The 23,655-nt window shown below is 47.1% G+C and carries 18 protein-coding genes and 1 pseudogene; 12 read left to right on the top strand and 7 right to left on the bottom strand.

The window, feature by feature from the left end; all coding sequences use genetic code 11:
• Positions 1-14 precede the first annotated feature (14 nt).
• Entirely contained in the window at positions 15-533 is a 519-nt protein-coding gene (locus H8K55_RS02885; RefSeq protein WP_186940514.1) for a DUF1697 domain-containing protein, read from the bottom strand.
• 15 nt (positions 534-548) lie between these two features.
• Positions 549-2,081 carry a DUF3667 domain-containing protein gene (locus H8K55_RS02880; protein WP_186940513.1) on the bottom strand — a complete coding sequence of 511 codons (1,533 nt, stop codon included), beginning with the start codon at positions 2,079-2,081 and terminating at the stop codon, positions 549-551.
• 216 nt (positions 2,082-2,297) lie between these two features.
• On the opposite strand from H8K55_RS02880, the gene H8K55_RS02875 reads away from it, so the two are divergent.
• Positions 2,298-4,424: a tetratricopeptide repeat-containing diguanylate cyclase gene (locus H8K55_RS02875; protein ID WP_186940512.1), complete on the top strand. Its 2,127-nt coding sequence runs from the start codon at positions 2,298-2,300 to the stop codon at positions 4,422-4,424.
• A gap of 222 nt (positions 4,425-4,646) precedes the next feature.
• On the opposite strand, the gene H8K55_RS22260 is transcribed toward H8K55_RS02875, so the two are convergent.
• The 5 genes from H8K55_RS22260 to H8K55_RS02850 form a co-directional block, all read right to left on the bottom strand.
• The gene (locus H8K55_RS22260) at positions 4,647-4,787 is read right to left on the bottom strand and encodes a L,D-transpeptidase (RefSeq protein ID WP_408057949.1); all 141 of its coding nucleotides are present in this window, start codon (positions 4,785-4,787) and stop codon (positions 4,647-4,649) included.
• A 19-nt stretch (positions 4,788-4,806) separates the two neighbouring features.
• Positions 4,807-5,646 (bottom strand): L,D-transpeptidase, encoded by an 840-nt coding sequence (locus tag H8K55_RS02865; RefSeq protein WP_186940511.1) that lies wholly within the window; start codon positions 5,644-5,646, stop codon positions 4,807-4,809.
• Between the two features lie 77 nt (positions 5,647-5,723).
• Positions 5,724-8,552 (bottom strand): ATP-binding protein, encoded by a 2,829-nt coding sequence (locus H8K55_RS02860; protein WP_186940510.1) that lies wholly within the window; start codon positions 8,550-8,552, stop codon positions 5,724-5,726.
• 254 nt (positions 8,553-8,806) lie between these two features.
• Positions 8,807-9,523, bottom strand: coding sequence for a hypothetical protein (locus H8K55_RS02855; protein ID WP_186940509.1), 717 nt, complete (start codon positions 9,521-9,523; stop codon positions 8,807-8,809).
• Positions 9,524-9,616: 93 nt separating this feature from the next.
• Positions 9,617-11,020, bottom strand: coding sequence for a hypothetical protein (locus H8K55_RS02850; protein ID WP_230408460.1), 1,404 nt, complete (start codon positions 11,018-11,020; stop codon positions 9,617-9,619).
• Between the two features lie 199 nt (positions 11,021-11,219).
• Here H8K55_RS02850 and msrA point away from each other — a divergent pair, with 199 nt between their 5' ends.
• The 11 genes and pseudogenes from msrA (at position 11,220) to H8K55_RS02795 (ending at position 22,849) form a co-directional block, all read left to right on the top strand.
• Entirely contained in the window at positions 11,220-11,759 is a 540-nt protein-coding gene (gene msrA, locus H8K55_RS02845) for a peptide-methionine (S)-S-oxide reductase MsrA (RefSeq protein WP_186940508.1), read from the top strand.
• Positions 11,760-12,294: 535 nt separating this feature from the next.
• Positions 12,295-13,443, top strand: coding sequence for a galactonate dehydratase (gene dgoD / locus H8K55_RS02840; protein WP_186940507.1), 1,149 nt, complete (start codon positions 12,295-12,297; stop codon positions 13,441-13,443).
• Positions 13,437-14,444, top strand: a complete 1,008-nt coding sequence (locus H8K55_RS02835) for a 2-dehydro-3-deoxygalactonokinase (RefSeq protein ID WP_186940506.1) — start codon at positions 13,437-13,439, stop codon at positions 14,442-14,444. Before dgoD ends, H8K55_RS02835 begins: the two co-directional genes overlap by 7 nt.
• Positions 14,441-15,154 (top strand): 2-dehydro-3-deoxy-6-phosphogalactonate aldolase, encoded by a 714-nt coding sequence (locus H8K55_RS02830; protein ID WP_186940505.1) that lies wholly within the window; start codon positions 14,441-14,443, stop codon positions 15,152-15,154. The genes H8K55_RS02835 and H8K55_RS02830 overlap by 4 nt, the downstream gene beginning before the upstream one ends.
• The gene (locus H8K55_RS02825; RefSeq protein WP_186940504.1) at positions 15,154-16,074 is read left to right on the top strand and encodes an SMP-30/gluconolactonase/LRE family protein; all 921 of its coding nucleotides are present in this window, start codon (positions 15,154-15,156) and stop codon (positions 16,072-16,074) included. The genes H8K55_RS02830 and H8K55_RS02825 overlap by 1 nt, the downstream gene beginning before the upstream one ends.
• 56 nt (positions 16,075-16,130) lie before the next feature.
• Positions 16,131-17,162 carry an arabinose ABC transporter substrate-binding protein gene (locus H8K55_RS02820; protein WP_186940503.1) on the top strand — a complete coding sequence of 344 codons (1,032 nt, stop codon included), beginning with the start codon at positions 16,131-16,133 and terminating at the stop codon, positions 17,160-17,162.
• 13 nt (positions 17,163-17,175) lie between these two features.
• Positions 17,176-18,681, top strand: coding sequence for an L-arabinose ABC transporter ATP-binding protein AraG (gene araG, locus H8K55_RS02815; RefSeq protein WP_186940502.1), 1,506 nt, complete (start codon positions 17,176-17,178; stop codon positions 18,679-18,681).
• Positions 18,682-19,232: 551 nt separating this feature from the next.
• Positions 19,233-20,153 (top strand): annotated as a pseudogene (gene araH, locus H8K55_RS02810) (L-arabinose ABC transporter permease AraH); the annotation flags it as partial.
• On the top strand, positions 20,146-20,922 hold the full coding sequence (locus tag H8K55_RS02805; protein ID WP_186940500.1) for an SDR family oxidoreductase: 777 nt from the start codon (positions 20,146-20,148) through the stop codon (positions 20,920-20,922). The pseudogene araH and the gene H8K55_RS02805, both read left to right, overlap by 8 nt.
• Before the next feature lie 59 nt (positions 20,923-20,981).
• Positions 20,982-21,926, top strand: coding sequence for a LysR substrate-binding domain-containing protein (locus H8K55_RS02800; protein WP_186940499.1), 945 nt, complete (start codon positions 20,982-20,984; stop codon positions 21,924-21,926).
• A gap of 17 nt (positions 21,927-21,943) precedes the next feature.
• Positions 21,944-22,849 (top strand): aldose 1-epimerase, encoded by a 906-nt coding sequence (locus H8K55_RS02795; protein ID WP_186940498.1) that lies wholly within the window; start codon positions 21,944-21,946, stop codon positions 22,847-22,849.
• Positions 22,850-23,655: the final 806 nt, after the last annotated feature.

The raw sequence follows: 23,655 nt of genomic DNA, 5'->3' as shown, positions 1-23,655 counted from the left end.
TAAAGACAGCCAGCTTAGGTTTGCATCTGCAGGCCGAGCTGACATAATTTCTGCACTGTATTCAAATTGCGCGCAGTACCAGATTTAGCAGCAGGAATCGTTAGTTTAGAATCTGCCATGCCATCGCCATAATAGACATAAAAAGCACGTTCTCCACAAGCGATCAGTTCCTCACGCCGACCTTTCGCCAGGTCTATCATCGCGGGTATGGGTGTCTCATCAAGGAATAGACAAATACTGCGATTGCCTTCCTTGCCTGCAAAGGGGTTATGTTCAATCAGACTTTGCAGTTCTTGTGGCGTACGGATAAATACACCGACCGGTTTGCCGGCATAGTCTTGTAAGGCTGCTTCCAATTTATCGCGACATTGCTGCGCAGTGTGTTTGCTACTAAACAGCACATTGCCGCTGGCGATATAGGTTTTTACCTGTTGAAATCCTATCGCCTCACAGATGCTAACCAGATCTTTCATGGGCAATTTTCCGGTGCCGCCGACATTCACAGCGCGCAGTAAGGCGATAAAAATGGTCATCGTTGTCTCTCTTGATCAGGTACTTAACATCGTCACTACGGTGGCATAAATCAATAAAGACAGAAAGGCAATCAGCAACAAAGCGACGGTGCGCCATAGCGTACTCAGCACGCCCAGATCATAGGCTTGGCGCAATTGCCTGAACATGTGTATAGGCGGCACCGTCAAAAATAAGAGTCCAGCTGTGCCCGTAAAATTAAACCGCGCCAAAATCGATATGAGCATTAACAACAGGCACATAAAAGACAGCGAATACAGCGAGAACACAGCGTGGTCAAACATCACATACTTGCGTTTGAAGGCGAATAGCAACCACAAGAAAGGCAGTGAAATAGGCATCAACAAAAAGGCCGAGCTGGCGGCATTTTTCTTCATCTTATACAGTGTCAGCGCACGATTTTTGTCCGCATGGGCTAAGGCTTTTCCGACATAAGGAATGTCCGATAAATTGTTCGTGTCGTCTTCACCTTCGGTTTTTTCTTGAGGTGAGTTTTCAGTGTCACTAGCCTGGCTAGTCTGGCTAGTCGAGGCTGCTGGTTTGTTTTTGGCCTGCTCTGTGGATGCAGTTGAGTCTGCGGAAGCAGAAAGTCCTATTTTTCCACTATTCTCCGCTGACTTTGATGTATCGCCTGATTTATTTGCTTTTGTTATTCGCTTCCTGTAGAACTTGAGTTCTCGTTTTGCGAAACGAATTTCCTCACGAAGATCCCATGGTTTGATTGCTGCAATATCAGTGCTGGTGGATGCACCAGAGCTTGCACTAGCAGATGCTTCAGACTTACTGGATGTACTTGATTCGATGGAAAAGCTGGCTACGTTGTCCGCGTCTTCTTTTGGATATCCCAACTGCGCTTGCAGAGTGCGCAATCGTACGAGATTTTTTTCTGCTTCGGCAAATTCTTGTTGAGCTGCTTTATTATCAAATTCTTTACCATCTAAAGCGTCCAGACTGTCTTGCCATTGGCGGATTTCGAGTTGCGTTTCACGTATGCTCAAACGCAATTCTCGTGCGTCACCGCTGTTGGCTGGCAAGGTTTTCAGTTTTGCTTGTTCTTCAGCGAGATTAGCCTGGCTATTGGCTAATTCCTTGACTACGGTTTCACGTGATTCTGGAATATTCAAGATCTCATTACTTGGATCTTTCATCGTCAATGAAAAAACGAAAAACATCACAAAGATCAAGAATAAAAATAAGGCGAGTGGCGATACGTAAGAGGTACGTTTGCCCTGAATGTAGTCTTTAGTTAATTGACCTGGGCGTCTGATTAAGGCTGGAATAGTACGCCAGGCTTTGGTATCAAAATGAAAGATGCCATGCAAAACTTCTTCAAACATGTGCAGCAATGAGCGATGGATATGCGAAGACTGTCCGCAAGCATAGCAATACGCACCTGCCAGGCTAGTACCACAATTGGCGCAAGTCGCTGCGGAATCCCCATTGGTGCTCGATTGCGGATTGTCGCCGCCACCGTTTGCTTGTTTGCTAAGTTCGTTACTTACTACAATCGCGGCCAAAGTTTCGCCTGCGTTCACCAATTCAATTCCCATGAGCTACCTCGTTAAAAGTTGTGCCGATTGTGCCCGATTAACTGCATAGTCTCAAGCGCTTATAGGGGAATTTCGTGAAAATTCGACATGTCACTTCATCCACAAACAACAGGCACATATCATTTCAAGTTGATCGGTCGAAATCATAGCTATTTGGTATTGCCTTGCGGAAATGCTGCGCATAAACTCGATGAAGAAATTTAAATTGATCACTACATGAAATTCATCAACACCAGACATCAAAGCAGAGTTCAGTTCGGCATCAAGCGCCAGTTACTTGATGCTGCCTCTGTTTGCAGTCTGCTGGTGATACTGTTGATTTTGTCAGCAAGCCGAGCACAGGCCGCAGTGCCAATGGCCAATACGGTGAAAGAACAATTTTCAATTTTCGAAGTGGCAATGGAGAATGTCGCCAACCAATATGGGCGTGACAATCGTCAGGTACTGACTCAATTGCAGAAGATAGAACCCCAAGCGACAGCACTAAAAGATTTCGCTATCTTAAGTGCTTACCGTTGTTACTTGACGACGCAATTGAAGGATATGGCAGCACTTCAAACCGCCTTAGCGAATTTGAAAAATAAAGCGCCTGAAAATAGTGCGAAACCTGCGGTTCAAGCGGCCATAGAATTGTGTCAAATGTATGCGGAAGAAGACCCGCAAAAGCGTGATCAACATCTGGCGCGTGCTTTCTATTTGATTAAGCCTACGCAGGCAGCAACTCTGCGTTACTGGATCAGCACGATGTACATAGAGTTAACCACAAAGCAAGGACGCGCACGGGATGCCATTGATGCTGCAAAAATTGCTTTAGGTATTGCACGTGCTAACAATGATCGTTTTCGACAAGCAGGCTCTTTGCGTAGCCTGGCAATGGTGGAGGTTGATTTTGGTGACAAACGAGATGCGCTCAATCATATCGAAGAAGCCGTAGCGCTCTATCACGAGATTAACCCAACCTGGTCTAACACGACTGGCCTCTTAAATCGCGCTTACATTTTGATGTCGCTTAAACGATATGAGGACGCACTTAAAGCTTACCGCGAAGTTGAGCTAGTCGCGATTAAACAAAAAGAAGATACGGTGCCGCCTATCGTGTGGAGTAATTACGCCGACATCGCGTATGCACAAGGGAATTTTCAGCGGGCACATAAAGAAATAAAACGGTTGTTAGAGTGGTCGGAACAACATAAGGACGTTTTCTTAAATAGCTACGCCAAGATGACAGCGGCTTTATTAGCGGTGGAAAGTAAGAATCTGGAGCATGCACAGGCCTTATTTACAGAAGCTTTAGAGATTTTTCAGAAGGAAGATCATCAGGTAGAAATACGGGACTTTTATGGTAACTTGGCGACCGCCTATTTTAAAAATGGCTATTACAAACAAGCCTATGCAGCACTAGAAAAAAAGCTCGAATTAAGTGCCAAGATTGAGCAGGACAGCCGCGGACATGCCGCCAATGAATTACGTGAATTACTCAAGACAGAAGAGCGCATAAAAGAAAACTTAAGCTTGCAGGCAGAAGTTGAAAAAAGTCGTTTAAATATTCAACGCTGGGTATTTTTGGCCTTGTTATTATTGCTGGCCTTGGCCTGGTCAGCGCGCCTGTTTTTGCAAGCCAGAAAGCGTAATTCCGACCTGCTAGTGGAGAACAAAGAGCTAGACTATCAACGCTTCCAAGACCCTTTAACGCAATTATTTAATCGTCGTTATGTGATGGAAAACAGCGCCGCCATTTGGGAGAAGATACAACATCAATCTGCCGCTATCTTGATTATTGATGCGGATCACTTTAAAAAAATTAATGATAATTATGGACACCCAGCCGGTGATGCAGCGCTGATAGAAATTGCGCGGCGAATTAAATTGACAATGCGAGATAGCGACATCGTCGTGCGCTGGGGCGGTGAAGAATTTTTAGTTTGTAGTTTCAGTTGTAATGCAGAACAGGCGCGCCTGATGGTAGGTCGAGTGTTGGAGGAATTGCGCAATTCACCGATAGAATTTTCCGGTAAAACGATCGCCTTAAGCGCCTCTATTGGCTATGTGCTTGCGCCACTACATAGCTCGGTGAAGGCGCAGATGAGTGGTCCAATGAGTGGCTCAATAAAAGGCCAAATGAAAGCATCAATTAATTTTGATGACAGCGTCCAGCTAGCAGATGCTGCACTTTATTTAGCAAAAACGACAGGGCGAAACCGCGCGGTCGGTGTAGAAAAAATCTCATTGAGCCAACGCACACATACAGAGCTGTGCGAGCAATTAGCGCAAGCGGCGAGTGCGGGTGAAGTTCAATTGAAGGAAACGCTGGGGCCGGTTATGGATGTCGATAAAAATATTTGATATAAGGTTTTCATCTGTTGAATATCTCTGCCTCGATTTGATCAACTTAACTGCATACAGTTGAGTTTGCTTTTGAGGATTCAGCGTGGGATAGGTGCAAGCCGCGCTGTCAATTCTTAAAGAATGATTTATCGTTTAAATATTTTCTCAGACACTACATTGCCATTCAGGAGACTTTCAAAGTTTGACGGTAAAATAATCGCAGAACTTCAATGTAAAAAATTAAAAAATAATGACCATCGTTCCGCTAGGAAGCTCATCGAAGTAACGTTGAATATCAGCGACATGCATCACAACACAGCCCCAAGATAAATGACGGGGGCCGTTATTTGGCCATTCATAGGCCCAGCCGTGAAAGCCGATACCACCACCTAGTTTGGTGTTATCTAGGCTTGCCGAACGGCTTAACCATTTTTTTTCGTATATTTTCAGCTTGTTCGCGACTGATCAGGTTTTGCGCAACTCCCCACTCTGCATCATACGCATTAGGGTAATTGATCTTTATCCAGTGTCCACCAAAGTAGGCACCAAACTTGCCAGGAAATTGACCTCGATATTTTTGCGTGATGAAATACATGCCCTTTGGTGTTTTATTATCTCCCTGAACTTGTTTTTTTCCTTGTGCTTGTCCAAGGCTGATGTCTAGACCGGCGAAAGTTTTACCCTCTTTGATGATGCGCATACGATAGCTATTCTGATCAACGAGAATTAAGTTTGACTCCAACTGTGGATTAAATAATTGCTGATGTCGCTCAATAAATGGCGCAATGTCAATGCCTTTAATTACGTCTGAACTTGGCAAACGTTCATGCAAAGTCACGCGATTTTCGTGGAGTGCTTGGCTTGCCGACCCCAGAAGTTGACCACGTTGTATGCTCTCTCCAATCGCGAGTTTAAGATTGTATAGTTGGTGATAGCGCGAATAAATCGTTTTTCGCGCATTATTTTCAAAATAATTGTGTTCGATTAATACATCGAATAGAGACGAATTCGGAACAGGAATTAAACTGTGCACACGACCATGAGCCAGTGCATGAACTCCTTTTGAATTTAACTTTTTATTAGGTGCATCGAAGCCATCTGCAACTACAAATGTTCTTTTTAGAAAGTTGTCAAAGTCCTCATGATGCTGATTACTGGCATTCGATATCTCGGCCGCTTGTAAGTATGAAGCACAAATAATGCTGCAAATCGCCCACAAGAATCTTGTGGGAATTTTCAAAGAGATACATTCCAATTTGTGGCGCCATCTGTTCATTGGTAAATTATTACATCTCAATTTATGCGATCATTTCTGTTTTAAGCTCGCACATCCTTAACTTTTTCCACCCGGCGTTGCAACACAAAAATCGGCTGCGCCCATTCCGTATCTTTTTTCTTCTTGCTGGTAATCAGCGTCAATTCAGAAGGATCGTAGACGTCGGTGTTATGTGTCAACGGGGTGGTCATCAGGTATTGCGCATCGGTGTTTTTCAAGAACTCACCGACCAATTGAATATTCCGGATATCTAAATGCGCGAAGGGTTCGTCGATAAACACAAAGCCGCCTGAGCCGTCTTCTGATTTCAATAAACCGATCAAGAGAATCAGCGACTTCATCACCTGCTGACCACCGGATGCTTCACCGTCATTCATGCCGATAGGGCCTTTGCCGTCGAATTTAAAGCGTACGTGCAAACCTGCTTGTGACAACATCACATCATCGTTTTCTAGTTTGACCGGATCGGTGTGGACTTCAATGCCTGCGAGCTCACCCAGTTGTTTGATGTTCTTGCTATAGGTCTTAATCGTGTAGCGTAATCTATCCATGTAAGCCGCACGTGCATTCACGGTCGCTTCCATAGCGCGATTATTTTGATAACGACGTTCGTCGGTTTCAGCCTGACGGTTTTGCAGCAAATTATTTAAACGCGTGTATTGATCGACGACCGTGGAATCAGTTTCCCAATCATCGCGCGCTAAGTTATTGCCGAGGCTGCGTAAACGTAATTCAATTTGATGGACGTTTTCATGTTCTGCCACCAGTTCTTTGCGATGTGAACTGCGTTTCCAATTGAGTGGTAGCGTATGCCAAGTTTCACGCATCGTACGTAAAGTTTCGAATTGCGTTTTACGTTCTTCGGCGTGGCGTTTTTCTGAAACACGTTGTTGAGACTCAGCATCGGCAATGGCGGCCTTAGCTTGCTCCCATTTCAGATGCGCGACCGTACGTTGTTCAGTTGCGGCTTTGAGCAAAGGTGCGATCTCGCCAAGGCGGGTGCCGACTTCGATACGTTGTTGCTTCAGTGGCTGGGTATTGCGAGAAGCTTCTTCAAATTCTGCATGACGGGCACTTAATTCTTTGGCCGCATCAACACCGGCGAGGCGCGCTTTGTAAGAAGAAATTTCGCCAGCCAGTTTGCTGATCTTGATTGTGAGTTGATCTTCTTGCGATTGCAAACGTGGCAGGGCTTTCTGTAATGCTTCCAGACGTTGGGTACGACCAGCATTACCAAAACGGTAGCGTGATACTTCCACAAATAAAGAGCGGCCACCGCGACGCTCGAAGTGATACGCGTCGGGCGTAATCCATTCTTGCGACTTGTGCAGCTTCATGCCGATATCAATGCTATCGACGGTTTCTATGCGTTCTAATTGTTCGATCAGCCAGGCCGGTGCTTTGGCGTTAAAGCTGACGACAGACAATAAACTATCGTCTTTGACTACCGGCGCATTGACGCGATCTGGCACGATGAAGTGGCTGTAGCGTTGCTTTTCACCGATGCGATAGGCGGCACTCGCGTCGCTGGCATTATCAAGCAAGATGACTGATGTGTAGCCGCGTAATACGCCTTCGACCGCGCCTTGCCATTTAGCGTCGGTGACTTCGACGATCTCAGGCAGCATGCTGTGCGGAATATTCGCTTCATTCAAAGCGCGGCGCATTTGACGCACGTTTTCTGGGTCGGGCAAACTAGCTTTGCCTTGCAGCGCCGAGATGGTTTCCATGTCGGCGGCAATACGCTGACTCAAAGCATCACGTTCTTGTTTTTGCTGTGCGAGTTCCTCTTCTTTTTTCTCTAATTCATCGGCGATATTCGCGATGTCGGCATCGGCTTCCGCAGCCAGTTTTTGCAAACGCGCTTTTTGTTCGAGCAAGCTTTCTTGCGGTTTGAGCTTGGCATTGACTTGCGCAAGTTTTTCACGCAAGTTGGATTCTTCGGCTTCTAATGCCGCCTCGGATTGCTGTGCTTCGCTGTGATTTTGTGCTTGCTGTGCCAGTGCTTGACGACGTTCGGATAGTGCTTCGTCCTGCGTTTTTAAATGGCGTTTGCTGGCGCGTAATGCCTGGCTGGTGGCGGATGCGCGTTCCAGATCTTCGTGGTATTGCAGGGTCGGTAAAATCTCTTCCTGCAAATCACGTTTTTCTTTGTTCAGACTTTCCCACTGATGGAAGTTGGCGACTTTTAAACGCAAACCTTCCAGATTGGTCTTTGCACCTTCGAGTTCCGTTTCAAAACGCTGCAATTCAGATTCTGTATCGCGTTGATGACGCTTGGCATCGTCGTAGGCATCCAAGACTTCTTTGTCGCCGAATACCTGAAACACCAAATCCAGTAATTGGCGCGGCGCATATTCACACAGCTTATCCGTTTCACCTTGTTCCAGCGCCAGCACTTTACCCATCGCTGACGACAAGCCCGCATGTGACAAACGCTTGCGATAAGTTTCTACGCCTAGCCAATCGTTGGCTTCCTGGATTTCTTCAATCTCTATTTTGCCACTGCGCATCAAGTATTGACGCTTCCAGTCACCACCGTTTTTTTCGATTTTGCAGAACAACGTGACTTCATCTTCATACAAGCCCGACATGCGGAAAGGACGATTTGAAATCTGCGGCCCGACTGCGCTGTTATCGACGACCGCACGTATCCACGCAGTTTGCTGACCAGAGTGACGGGCATAATGTTTGTACGAACGTCCCATAGAACATTCCAGACCAAACAAAGTGCGCAAGGCATCGAGCAGCGTGGTTTTACCCGAACCGTTTTGACCGGCAATCGTAATAATCTTGGCGTCTAGTGGGATGTTTTTAATCCGCTGCCAGTAATCCCAGTGAACCAGTTCTAGTGATTTGATGTGAAACATAATTATTTTTCTTTAGAAAATCTGTACAACGGAAAGCTCAATTTAGAACCCCTCAACGCCGAGGCGCTGAGACGCAGAGGAGCGCAGAGAAAGACTTTATACCTCGGTGCCGATAAGCTGTGCATAGTGTTTTTGATGGTCTATTAAGCCCTTCAACGTCGAAACGCGGAAGTGAAGAGAAAATAGAAAACAGAGAAAATCTCTTTTCTAAGGTTTTACTCCGCGCCTCTGCGTCTCGGCGTTGAGGGGTTTTGCTATTCATTTTTCGAGACATCTGATTCCGCCACTAAGCGTTCAGCTTCTTCAGGCGCCAAACGCTCAGCTTCTATCACCGCTGGCGTACGTGGCATAGGAATATGGAAAATATCCGACAATGCGCCGTTGATGATGCGGTCTTTTAATGCATCGGTATCCATCAGCAAATCCAACAAGGGGCCTTCCATGATCAGGTCCATTTTGCGTTCGATAAAACCTAAACGCGAGAGCTGACCTAGATTCATATCCATACGGGTTTTCTTACCTAGCTTTTCGCCGAAATCAGCGAGCAAAGTGCGGTAGGAAATGCCGATCGATGTGTCTTCAGCGCGTGGTAAAGGTTTTTCTTTACCGAACATATCGTTCTGATCTTCTTGCGCCATTTGATGTGCTTCCTGACGTTCACGTTTCGGCAAAATAATCAGCGACCACAACACGACTAACAAGGCGACGCCATCGCGTGCCAGACCAAAATTATTATTCTGCCAGGTGTCTTTGGTGCCGAACACTTTGGATTCGCTATCGCGTGTTAGTGCCAAAGTCACATGATCGGCATACACGTTATCAACAAACTTCATCCCGCAAGCTTTTAGGCGGGTGTCAATATCGCTACGGAAAATCTCATCCGATAAAGCACGTTTTACTAATTTGTCTTCACGACGTAAAGTCTGATGCGCCAACAAACGGGCGATAAGGATTTGTGCATCTTCAGTCATATCACATTCCTGGTATTCGTAGGGTGCGCCATGCGCACCAGTTTTCTTATAGTGGTGAAAGTGTCGGTGCGCACGGCGCACCCTACGCTTGTTTTATTCATGTTTAGTTTCGTGCGGTGTTTCTCGCGGCGGTTCTTGCGGCGCTTCTTGGTGTGACTTCTGCTGCGACTCCAAAGGTATGAGGCTAGCCACAGAAATCGCCGCCACATGCGGATCAGAGACTTTCTGCATTTTGTCTTTGGAGCTGAATGTCAAAGGCAAGCGCGCCAGGATAGCGGTCGCACCTTGCAATGAGGCTTCATTCGCATCACCGATCAACGGTAACAGCGAAGCGCGGTACGAGGCAATCGCGAAGCTGGCGGGTAATAAATAATCTTGTAGCGGTTTATGTTTTTTGGTTTCTGGATCGTAAGATTTACCGTCAATGTTGCCGAGCAAATCTAACCAATGATCGAGTTCTAACAAGGCTTCGCTATTATCATTCGCAATCGATGGTGCATTTTCACCGGTTGGCAAAACACCTAAGACCGCGGAATTACGATGGCTGAGTAACTCGCTTTCGGCCACATCGATCATTTCGGACGGCGTAATGAAATGCGGCGTCACTGGATGTGATAAAGCGCCATCGGCGAGCGAGGCTAAATCTTCACGCTGCAGCAACCACATCTTGATATCAGTCGTTGATAAACCCGATTGTCCTAGATGTACGCGCTGACGTTCGATCTGATTCAAAGCGCGTGAGAACATGCCTTGCATATTCAAGAGCGCACTCTGAGCGCGGCCAATCGCCTGTGCTGCACGATGCGTCGCCGAATCGGCGCGGCTATCATTCGTGATCGCGTGAATAATCTGTGAACCTTTTTCTACCCAATCGCAAGCCGTGTGCCATTTTTGCTGTGCTGTGCGGAGTTGAAATTCCGAGCCAGAGGCAATCGCATCCGAGAATTCTTCAGTCAGTTCTATCAAGCGACCGAGCAAATGGTGCAACTGTTCAACCGATACGCCACCGACGGCCTGTGCACCGGCAACTTGGGTCAACATATAGCTGACTTCAGAAGGATCGTCTTGTTGTTCAACTTGGATTAAGGATTCAATCGCGGCTAAGACATTGCGCGCCATTGGTGCGATGCGATATACCGATTGACTAGGATCCCACACTAAAAGCCCCGTGCTACGCAAACGTGTGAGCACCGTTTCGAGCGCTTCTGGCTCCAGATAACCCAATTTGGCATTAATATCGGCGCGGCTGAGGGAAGGTGAATCGACATCTGCCGTTAATTCGCGCAAGACAAGCAGGCGCATCAAGACGCTATTAATGCCACCGTGAAATAATGCGGTAAACGCCTGCAACATAGGTTGCGCGCGCCGCAAAGGGGCGAGGGCAACTACATCGTCGGGAGTTAAATTGGATTTGAAGTAAGACTTGAGACTTAAATCGTTCTGATCGGATAAATCGTCTTCTATTCTTACTATGGATTCGTCGTCAAAATTTTGCATGCCGCATTTTACCCGCTTGGGCAGTGGTTTAGTATTGTTAGAAATTTACTTTTAGGTGCTTATCTTGCAGTTCTTTTTTGTCTTTGAAAGTGAAAAAAGTATCGTAATATTTCCTTTAAGGCAAATAGTGTAAGAATGTGCGTTAAAAATAGACTAAAAGTAGACAAAACCCTGATTTTGACTAGTTTGGAGAGAAATGATGAATATGCAAATTGAACAAGTTGCCACTTTAGGTGGTGGATGTTTTTGGTGTACCGAGGCAGTTTTCCAACAGATTCGTGGCATCAGCAGTGTGGAATCTGGCTATTGCGGTGGTCAAATTCATAATCCGACTTATGAGCAAATTTGCACAGGAACGACTGGGCATGCCGAAGTCGTGCGTTTGCGCTTTGACCCGTCCTCGATTAGCTATGCCGACATTCTGGAAATTTTCTTCATTATCCATGACCCGACCACGCTCAATCGTCAGGGCGCTGATCAAGGTACGCAATATCGTTCGGTGATTTATTACCATGATCAAGAACAGAAAAAAATCGCGCAAGAAGTCATGCAAAAAATGCGCAGCGTTTGGGACGATCCCATCGTTACCGAGCTAAGTCTTGCACCGCAGTTCTACCTGGCAGAGGCATATCATCAAAACTATTTCCGCCAGCATCCGCAGCAAGGCTATTGCTCGTTTGTGGTGGCACCGAAAGTGGCTAAGGCGCGTAAGGCGTTTGCGGATAAGTTGATTACATGATTAGCGTTGATAACGCTCAGTAAGCTGCGGATCCACATGTCCCCTCTCTCGCAGGCGGGAGAGGGCTAGGGTGAGGGTGGTTCAGTATCTGCAAAGTCTTACAAAGGCATAAATCAAGAAAGAAATTGCGAAATTTCTGTCCCTATGATTTTTTCAGGTCTGCTTTGCATTATTAGACTCACAATTTTGGGAGTGAATCTGTAATTAATTTTGTGGTTTCACTACTAATATTGCCGTTGCTGAATTTCCCTCACCCTAACCCTCTCCCGCTCGCGGGAGAGGGAACCTTAAACATTACTTCAGCAATCCTATCTACCCCCGCTCCCTGAAAAAATTCTTTCAAACAAAGAATTGTATTTTAGAAATTCCGTCTCTTTTTTCCTTCTATTTTCTGATCCTTATCTCTGCGCACGCTATGTATTCCAAATTAATATATCTAGAGTAATATAATTCATATTTATGATCTAGCTCTAGGTTCTACACTGCGGTTTATTCTTTTCTCGATTCCGCTTTATCTACGCTTTATAGACGCCTTATGCAGATTACAAAACTGACGACTTATCGCATTCCACCGCGTTGGATGCTGTTGAAAATTGAAACCGATGTGGGCATTACCGGTTGGGGTGAGCCTGTAATTGAAGGTCGTGCCCGCACAGTTGAAACTGCAGTGCAGGAATTTGCGCCGAATTTGATTGGTAAAGATCCTTCGCGTATTAACGACCTTTGGCAAGAAATGTATCGCGGTGGCTTTTATCGTGGTGGTGCGATTTTGATGAGTGCGATTGCTGGTATTGATCAAGCGCTGTGGGATATTAAAGGCAAGGCCTTGGGCGTGCCAGTGTATGAATTACTTGGTGGCTTGGTGCGCGATAAGATGAAAACGTATAGCTGGGTTGGTGGTGATCGTCCGGCTGATGTAATCGCAAGCATACGTAAATTACGTGAGCTCGGTTTCGATACTTTTAAGATGAATGGCACCGAAGAGTTAGCGATGATTGATAGCTCGATTGCCATTGATGCCGCGGTGGGTCGTGTCGCGGAGATCCGCGCTGCTTTTGGAAATGAAATTGAATTTGGTTTGGATTTTCATGGGCGCGTTAGTGCGCCTATGGCCAAAGTCTTGTTGCGTGAATTAGAGCCTTATCGCCCCTTGTTTGTTGAGGAACCGGTGTTAGCCGAGAACGCTGAATATTATCCGCGCTTAGCGAATAGCACCTGTATTCCTTTGGCTGCTGGTGAACGTATGTATTCACGTTATGAATTTAAGCGTGTGTTTGAACAAGGCGGTTTGTCGATAGTACAGCCAGATTTATCGCATGCAGGCGGCATTACAGAATGCGTCAAAATCGCCGCGATGGCGGAAGCTTACGATATTGCCTTAGCACCGCATTGCCCTCTAGGACCTGTGGCCTTGGCCTCATGCTTGCAGGTTGATTTTGTATCGCATAACGCGGTACTGCAAGAACAGAGCATGGGCATCCATTACAACCAAGGCGCAGAGTTGCTCGATTATGTTGTGAATCGCGAAGATTTTGCCTTAGAAAATGGGTATATCAAACCCTTCACTAAGCCAGGTCTGGGTGTAGAAGTTGACGAACAGCGTGTGATTGAAGCGAGTAAAAATGCAGCAGACTGGCGTAATCCAGTCTGGCGTCACGCTGATGGGAGTATTGCAGAATGGTAGCCATTAATAAAGAAATAGTGACGCTTGATCCGCATCTGATTGGCGTCGATTGGGGTAGTACCTGTTTGCGGGTATTTCTTATAGGTAGTTATGGCGAAGTGCTGGCAACTCGTACCAGTGCACAAGGGAGTTCTAGTATGAACGGCTCAGCCTGGGCTTATGAGCAAAGCTTGGAGCAACTGGCGGGCGATTGGCTGCAAGAATATCCAGATATCAAAGTGCTGGCATGCGGCATGGTCGGTAGCAAACACGGTTGGTTGGAAGTGCCGTATGTGGCTTGCCCATCGGATGTGAATGCAATTGCGGCACGTGTGATGTCTGTAAAAGGAGTGGATCAGCGCCGCTTTGATATCGTGCCGGGCATGGCTTACCGTCCGGCGAATGGTGTACCCGATGTGATGCGCGGTGAAGAGACACAAATTGCCGGGGTCTTGAGCCTGCGCCCCGAAGCGAGTCAACGCTCTTGCATTATTTTGCCAGGCACCCATTCAAAATGGGTACAGATAGAACAAGGCAAAGTGACTGCATTTGCAACCCACATGACTGGCGAGTTGTTTGCGATTTTGCGCCAGCATTCAGTGTTGGGGCGTTTGATGCCTAGTCAGCAAAATGAACTTGATCCGATTGCCTTTTTGCGAGGGGTTGAAGATGCGCGGCAAGGCATGTACCTGGGGTTTGCACATCAATTGTTTGCAGTTCGCACTTTAGGTTTAATGGAAATGATGCCACCTTCATCACTGGCGGATTACTTATCCGGTTTGTTGATAGGGCATGAAATTCAGGCGGGTCTGGGTTGGCGCTTAGCCGCAGGTTTGGAGCAAGCGCCTTTGATTTTAGTTGGTGATCCTAGTTTGTGTGCTCACTATGCGCAGGCGCTGTCGCACTGCGGCGTACTCAATGCAAGCATCTTGTCGAATACGGCACCAGTAGGCTTATGGGCGATAGAGCGTGCCACTGCTGGTGTCCATGCGACCAAGCTTGCACATAAGGTGAATGTATGAGATCTACATCCTTGCATCTGCAAACCGCTGTCAAGCACTTGCCATTAATTGCAATTTTACGCGGCATACGTCCGGCAGAAGTCGAGAGTGTCGCGCTCAGCTTGTATCGTCAAGGATTTCGTTTGATTGAAGTCCCTTTGACTTCGCCCGAGGCTTTGCGGTCGATTGCGATTTTGCGTGATTGTCTGCCTGCTGATGCCTTGTTTGGCGCTGGTACCGTAACACAATTGCGCGATGTGTTTCATCTGCGCGATTTGCAGGCCAATCTAGTGGTAATGCCGCATGTCGATTTGGAGATAGTGCGCGCGGCTAAAGCCGCAGACATGATTTGTATTCCCGGCGTGAGTTCGGTGACAGAAGCGTTTGCCGCTTTGCAAGCAGGTGCCGATGCCTTGAAATTGTATCCGGCAGAATTGATCAGTGCTCCGGTGCTAAAAGCAATGCGTACTGTATTGTCGTCAACACCGTATCTGTTTCCAGTCGGCGGCATAGGTTTGGATAATATGGACGCCTATTTGCAGGCAGGTGCTAGTGGCTTTGGTTTAGGTGGTAGTTTGTACAGTGCAGGCATGTCGCTCGTCGAGGTCGAGAACAGGGCGGCAGGCTTGATACAGGCTTGGCATAGTGCTTGTCAGACTGTCGGAAAAAAAGTGCCAATATCTAATGCTGATATGCCAAAATCAGAACATTTTTTTGAGATTGAAATCTGATGAATTCGACGCAGTTTATGTCATGTCTGTTAGCGCAACAAGCAACTTTAGGAGAAAGCTTGTTGTGGGATAGTCAACGCCAATGCTGGTGGTGGACTGATATAGAAGCCAGCGCCATTTATCGCTGGCGCGAAAGCTATGTTGCGCCGACGATGTACAGCACGCCTGATCGCGTTGGTTCCTTCGTGTTGTGTCAATCAGGAAAAATTTTGTTGGGCATGACGAAGAGTCTGGCACTGTTCGATATTAATACACGCCAGATAGAACCACTAGTGCAAATAGAAATCGATTTGCCGAGTACCCGGGTTAATGATGGACGTACAGACCGTGTCGGTAACTATGTATTTGGTAGCATAGATCAGTCCCCAAAGCGGGAGGGAATAGGACATTTCTATCAATATTCGATGCAGCATGGTTTGCGTCAGGTAGACCTGCCAGCAGTGGCCATCGCGAATAGTATTTGTTTTAGTTTGGATGGCAAGACCATGTATTTTTGCGATACCGTCAGCCAGCGTATTTTGCAATGTGATTACGATGCGGCGAGTGCGAATGTTAGTAATATTCGCCTGTTTGTTGAGACCGAAAAACATGCCTATCCCGATGGTTCTGTGATCGACGAACAAGGCTGTTTGTGGAATGCACAATGGGGCGCGAGTCGGGTAGTGCAATATGCAGCGGATGGACGTGTACTGCAAATCGTCAAGCTACCAGCCAAGAATCCTACCTGTCCGGCCTTTGGCTCTGCAGAATTGAATCAATTAGTGCTGACTAGTTCGCGTAAAGATATGACGGCGACCGAATTGCTACAAATGCCTGAAGCGGGAGGTTTGTTTGGCCTACGCTTGTCGGATGTGCGGGGTGTGACAGATACTTTGTTTAATGATGTTGCGCATAACCCGCTGAATGATTTAGATGATTGAGTCACGATAAATAGAAAAATAAATAAGAAAATAAATAGAAAAATACGGAGATGAAAATGAAAGCCAAGTTAAAAAATCAGCCAAGTTATACCTTAAATCAAAAACGCCGTAGCACTTTGCAATTAGCCGGCTTAAGCCTGGCTTCTTTATTTTGTGGTGCATCTGCATTTGCAGCAGATCCGATAAAAATCGGCTTTCTGGTCAAACAAGCAGAAGAGCCCTGGTTTCAAGATGAATGGAAATATGCTGAACAAGCAGCGCGTGAAAAAGGTTTTACGCTGGTGAAAATTGGCGTGCCGAATGGTGAGAAATTGATGGCGGCGATTGATAATCTGGGTGCACAAAAAGCGCAAGGATTTATCGTCTGTGCGCCGGATGTCAAACTTGGTAGTGCGATTGAGCGCGCAGCGAAACGTCATCAGCTCAAAGTATTTTCAGTCGATGATCAATTGCAAGACGGCAAAGGCCAAGTGATTGCCAGCATTCCGTACATGGGGATTTCTGCTTACGAAATCGGCAAACAAGTTGGCGCTAGCCTGCTGGCAGAAATCAAAGCACGCGGTTGGAAGATGCAAGAAGTTGGCGCAATGCGAATAGCGTACGACCAATTACCAACTGCACGCGAGCGTACTATGGGCGCTGTGGATGCTTTGAAAGCGGGTGGATTCCCGGTCACGAATCTGATCGATGCGAATCTGGTCAAAAGCGATACCGAAAGTGCCTACAACGCCGCGAACATTGTACTCACCAAGCAAAGTGGTTTTAAACACTGGATTATTTTCGGCATGAATGACGAGGCGGTACTCGGTGCAGTGCGTGCCGCAGAAGCGCGGAAATTCACGCAAGAATCTATGCTGGCAATTGGCATCGGTGGTAGTAAGAGTGCTTTAAATGAATTCGCCAAACCAAAGCAGACGGGTTTTTTCGGCAGCGTATTAATCAGCCCCAAACGTCATGGCTATGAAACCAGCATGATGATGTATGAATGGATCAGCAGCAACCGTCAGCCACCGGCATTAACTTTGACTAGTGGCACTTTGATGACGCGTAGTAATCAACATGATGTGCGCAAACAGTTTGGCTTATAAGGTGTGATGTTCGATGTCTGCGTATTTAGAATTTGAGCAAGTCTCCAAATTTTTTCCCGGAGTGACGGCGCTGAATCAAGTCAGCTTTAGCGCACAGGCTGGCCGTGTGCATGGCTTGCTGGGTGAAAACGGTGCGGGTAAATCGACCTTATTGAAGATCCTTGGCGGCCAATATAAGCCGGATCATGGATGTTTGCGGATCGCTGGTCAGGCGCAGGCATTTCACAGTGCGGGTGATGCGATTGCCGCCGGCGTGGCGGTGATACACCAAGAATTGCAATACGTGCCGGAATTGACCGTCACAGAAAATATTTTACTAGGCCGTTTGCCGCGCCGTTTTGGTTTCGTCGACAAAACTGCCGCACGCAAATTGGTTAGCGAACGTCTGCAAGCACTGGGCGTAGAACTCGATCCCGATCAATTGTTAGTGAATCTGTCGATTGCGCAGAGACAGATGGTGGAAATTTGCAAAGCCTTGATGCAAGATGCGCAGATCATTGCATTTGATGAACCGACCAGTAGTTTGTCGCATCGTGAGACCGAGATTTTATTTCGCATCATTCGTGACTTACGTGAGCAAGGGCGTACGATTATTTATATCTCGCACAGGCTGGAAGAGTTGTATGCCTTATGCGACGCTTGCACGATTTTTCGGGACGGAAAAAAAGTCGCTACGCACGCACAGATGGCAGCAGTGGCGCAAGATACTCTAATCAGCGATATGGTCGGACGCGAGCTCAGTGATATTTATGATTATCAAACACGTCAGGTTGGCGCTACGCGTCTGCAGGTGACGAACCTAGTTGCCAAATCTGCTGCAAGATCAGATCAAAATCCGCAAAGTTTTTTTGTGCGTTCTGGCGAAATCTTGGGTTTCTTCGGCTTGGTGGGCGCAGGCCGTACTGAATTGATGCGCCTGCTGTATGGCATAGATAGTGCCGCTGCTGGTGCCAGTATCTATCTCGATGGTAAAGAGCTGGCGCCGATGATAGTGAGCAAGGCAATTACTTCTGGGATCGTCTTATGTCCTGAAGATAGAAAAGAACAAGGTATCTTGGCGCAGGCATCGGTCGCAGAAAATATCAATATCGCCAATCGCCGCGGCAACTTAATTGCAGGGCTGTTTTTGCGTCATGCAGAAGAAGCACAATTGGCTGATCAGTTCATACAAAAACTCAATATAAAAACACCTTCACGCGAACAAACGATAGCGAATTTATCCGGTGGCAATCAGCAAAAAGTGATTCTGGCACGCTGGCTGGCGCAAGAGAATTTAAAAGTGGTGATATTGGACGAACCCACTCGCGGCATCGATGTAGGCGCAAAAAATGAAATCTATCGCATCATTTATGAGGTGGCAAAAACGGGCTGTTGTGTGATTGTGATTTCCAGCGAGCTACCCGAAATCCTAGGCATCTCAGACCGCATCATGGTCATGCGCGATGGTCAGATTAGTGGTGAATTAAGACGCGAAGAAGCGAATGAAGCTGCGGTATTGAAATTGGCATTGCCTGATTGATGAATGGTGAATAGAAATAGATGCTTAACTATTCGATTGGAAAGAAAAAGGCACGAAAACTGGATTGATCTGGGTCTTACTGGGTAAGTTGAGATGTGTATAAAATTTCCTCTCCCTTAGGAATCAACTTTAGCTTTAATGGTCGGAATTTGTGCTTTTAGCCCCTTCCCCTTCAAGGGGAAGGTTGGGATGGGGATGGGTTTTAGTCGTGCAATAGAAATTGCAGATTGCATCCCTATAACCCATCCCCACCCTAACCCTCCCCTTGAAAGGGAGGGGGACTTTTAGTGGTGGACCGACTTGTGTAGATACTGACGCATTGAAGATGAAAGGGTGGGAATCAATTTGCAGTACTGTTAAGAAATTAATCCCGGATAACAGTGAGGCCAAGTTCAGTAAAACGATTAATAGAAATTGTCAGCAAAAAATATAAAGTAAAAGAAAAAATTTCGGAGTAAGAAAAAATGTCACCCCAGAACCAAGCAAGCACAGTGCAAACAAGCACAAAAATCAGCAAACTAATTAGCAAACCAAATCCCTTCATCAGCCTACTCGCGAAGCAAGGCATGCCACTCGCCTATCTGATCTTGTTCGCTGTCTTATCCCTCACAGTAGAAAATTTTTTCTCCAGCACCAACCTGATAGGCTTGATGTTGTCGGTCTCGCAAATCGGCATGGTCGCGTGCACCATGATGATGTGCCTGGCATCACGTGATTTTGATTTGTCGGTGGGTTCCACCATTGCTTTCGCTGGCGTCCTTGGTGCACTGGTTTTGGAGCGCAGCGATAGCGTCGCGTTGGCGATCAGTGCTGCCGTATTGGCAGGCGCTTTGATCGGTGCTGGGAATGGCGTCTTGATTGCCTATTTGCGCGTGAATGCCCTGATCGCGACTTTGGCGACCATGCTGATGGTGCGTGGTCTGGCTTTTATTGTGTCGAACGGTCAGGCAGTCGGGATCTCGAATGAAAGTTTCATGAGCTTTGGTGATGCACGAGTTGCGGGCTTACCTATGCCTGTCATCGTCTTGGCGATTTGTTTTCTCATTTTTGGCGTCTTGTTAAATCACACCGTGTTCGGGCGGAATACTTTGGCGATAGGCGGTAATCCCGAAGCGGCTGAATTGGCGGGCGTCAAAGTGCGGGCATTACGTGTCTGGATTTTTTTGATACAAGGTGTGGTGACTGCCATCGCGGGTTTGATTTTAGCTTCGCGGATTACCAGTGGTCAGCCCAACGCAGCGCAAGGATTTGAACTTGATGTGATCTCTGCTTGCGTCTTGGGTGGCGTCTCGCTGCAAGGCGGCAAGGCAAAAATTTCTGGGGTGCTGATCGGCGTCTTAATTATGGGCACGGTCGAAAATGTGATGAACTTAAAAGATGTGGATACCTTTTACCAATATTTAATGCGCGGCCTGATTTTGTTGGCAGCGGTAATGTTTGATCAATTCAGAACACGAGGTCGTCATGGCTAATTTGAGATTAGAAGGCAAGGTCGCCATCGTCACAGGATCGACACTGGGAATCGGTGCGGCAACTGCCAGAGCTTTTGTGCGTGAAGGTGCCAAGGTGGTTTTAAATAGTCATTTGAACGATGCTGCCGCACAAGCTATCAGCGCGGAATTGGGCTGCGAGAATAGCCTGTTTGTGCAAGCCGATGTCGCCGATAGTAAGTCGATGGAAAGCCTGGCAGAACAAGCTGTTGCGCGCTTTGGCAAGATCGACATTTTGATCAATAACGCTGGTATGAATGTGTTTGCTGATCCTTTAGAAATGACGACAGAACAATGGCAACGCTGTTTCGCGGTGGATCTGGATGGCGTTTGGAATGCCAGTCGCGCGGTGCTACCGCAAATGCTGGCGCAAGCAGCAGGGTCTATTGTGAATATCGCTTCTGTGCATGGACATAAAATTATTCCCGGTTGTTTTCCTTATCCGGTGGCGAAGCACGCATTGATAGGCTTGACGCGTTCTTTGGGGATTGAATACGCGAGACGCGGCATCCGGGTGAATTCGATTTCACCGGGATTGATATTGACCGAAGCGATACAAAGCTGGCTAGCCTCCTGCCCCGATCCTGAAGCTGAGCGCCAGCGTCAGGCAGATTTGTTGCCATGCGGACGTATAGGTTTACCGGAAGAGGTGGCGCAGACTGCGCTCTTTCTGGCGAGTGACGAAGCGCGCTTCATTAATGCCACCGACATTTTGATTGATGGTGGGCGCAGTCAGCTGTATCACGAATAAACTTAAGCATACCGTCAGCACAGCATAGCAACATACAAAATAACCGACCAGGTGAAATCATGAGAGACCCGATTGCTGACCGTTTTGTCCGCACCCATTTAAAAACCCGACATCTGGTATTGCTGGTCGAATTGGGCAGGCATGGATCCATATTGCGCGCTGCCGAAGCGGCACACATGACGCAACCTGCGGCTTCCAAATTATTAGCCGAACTTGAATACGCATTAGGCGTGCAATTGTTTGAACGTCTGGCGCGCGGCATTTCGCCGACCTGGTATGGTGAAATTATGGTGCGCCGTGCAGGTACGGCATTGGCAGAAATGAATACCGCGCATCAAGAAGTAATGGAATTATTTTCAGGTTTGCGCGGACAGGTTGCGATTGGTACCGTGATTACGCCATCGACGAGTCTGGTGCCACGTGCCGTCAAGCGTTTTAAAGAAACGCATCCCAAAGTCAATGTTTCCATCGCGGTCGATACCAGTACGCTGCTATTGCAACAACTGCGTTCAGGTGAACTCGATATGATGATAGGACGTTTGATTTCTGGAAACGATAGCTACGCCGAGTTGAAATTTGAAGCGCTACAAGATGAACCGCATCGATTGATTGTGCGTCCCGATCATCCATTTGCAAAGCGCGATGATTTGCAGTTAGCAGATTTAGCAGAAGCGGCCTGGATCTTGCCGCCGTCAGGCAGTATTTTACGTGAGCGCTTAACGGCTTTGTTCCTCGCGCAAGGAGTCGATTTACCTTCTGATGCGATAGAGACCTCAGCGATTCCTGTGATTACCAGCTTATTGTTGGCCAGCGATTTAATGATCGCTTTACCACCCGAATCGGTTCAGCATTACTTGAATTCCGGTCTCTTGGTCGAACTCGATTTTGATCTGGGTTTACGCATGGATGCCTACGGCATTATCACGCGCAAACAACATCGTCTGTCGCCCGGTGCGCAGGCCATGCTCGACGTTTTGCGTCAGGTCGCTGATCAGCGCGTTTAGGATTTTGTCGATAGTCTATGACGGTGTTCACGATCAGCCGCGGTGATTTGCATCTGGCAGTGGCACCGTCTATTGGCGGTTCTATCGCCGAATTTTTTCAAATGCGCGATGGTCAACGGCGAGATATTTTACGCCCCGCACATGCCGCCGCTTTCACTAAAAACGATGCAAGGGAAATGGCGAGTTTTCCCTTACTACCGTTCTGTAATCGCATCCGTGATTCTACGTTTTCTTTTGAAGATCAATTGATTCGTCTGGTCGCCAACCTACCCCCATCCGCGCATGCAATTCATGGCATAGGCTGGCAAGTTCCGTGGCAAGTCATCGCCCATACAGCAGACACCATCGTGCTCGCACTTGATTATGGACAGCCAGCGCAGCGCCAGCAATTTGGCTGGCCGTGGGCTTTCTATGCCGAGCAAGAATTCCATCTCAATGCGCAGGGTTTGCAAGTCAAATTGCGTTTGCAAAATCGCTCAACAAGTGCGATGCCATTTGGTATCGGCCACCATCCTTATTTCCCCAAAACAAAAGAGAGCTCGCTACAAACAGAACTAAGCGCAATGTGGCTCACCGACGCTGAGGTGTTGCCCCTGCGATTACAAGCGACACCATTATTCAAGCAACTGGCGCGTGGTGTCCGTGTTGATCAACACGTCATGGACAATAATTTCACAGGCTGGAATCGCGATGTAAGAATTCAGCTTGATGCACGGCACCCGTCGATACGCTTGCAAGCCGATGCAGGCATGGGATTTCTGGGCATCTATGTACCATCAGCAGAAAATTATTTTTGTGTAGAACCAGTCAGTATGTGTACTGATGCTTTCAACCTGATTAAGACGCACACCAGTGAGCAATGTGGCGCACAAACTTTATTGGCTGGTGCTAGTTTTGAAACGCGGTGGTCCTTGTTGGTGTAGGGCGAATATAAAGTCCACGGGCGAACGTTTAATATTGTGTGGCTTTAATTGTTTGTTTTTTGTTTCGGTGAGGAAAGGGGGCTCGGTAATAATGCCGTTCAGTTAAGCGGATAAACTCATAGTTTGTCGTTCCCGCAACCGACTATAGCATCATAGGTATCTACACAAGTCGAATAAACAGCGAAATAATTACTGTCGCTCCTGCGTAGGCAGGAGTCCAGTGTCTTTTGTTGATCAACGAAAGCCGCTAGATTCCTGCCTACGCAGGAATGACATGCTGTGCTGTTATTTTGCTTTTTTCCTTCTTTCATCATGTCAAAAACTTGTGTAGATACCTATGCTCTAGCATTCGAGGGCAGGCTCTGCGCGCTAATGACAGTTCATTTTGCAGGGCTTAACTGAACGCAATTGGGGGCTGCCATCTTTTTGGGTGGCTTGATCAATAAGCAGAGAATTTTTGTTTCTTCGAATTGCATTTTTTGTCGATTTGGTTAAGTCCGGGTTTTATACAGCATAAGCAATTGCAACCAAATTCCATGCGGGTTCTAGGAAATTTAAAACAAATTGTCTTTTCTCATTAGCCAAGCTAATATGCTTTTTTGTTAAATTCAATTAGCGTTAGGCTATGGCAATGAGTGCATCGATCCCTGCGGAAATCCGCCGCCTTGCAGAATTACGAGGAATAGGTCATTTCAAGCGTGCACACATAGGGAAGGCACAAGCGGCCATGTCAAAGTTGGGAATCCCGTCTAGCAGTGAGCTATTCATATTCTGTTCAGAATATTGCCTGGGAAATCTAGTCAGTG

Source organism: Affinundibacterium flavidum (genome assembly GCF_014284175.1).
In the GTDB taxonomy this organism is placed as follows: domain Bacteria; phylum Pseudomonadota; class Gammaproteobacteria; order Burkholderiales; family Burkholderiaceae_D; genus Undibacterium; species Undibacterium flavidum.
The sequence above is the reverse complement of the archived record's forward strand: the minus strand, read 5'-3'. Positions and strand labels throughout refer to the sequence as shown.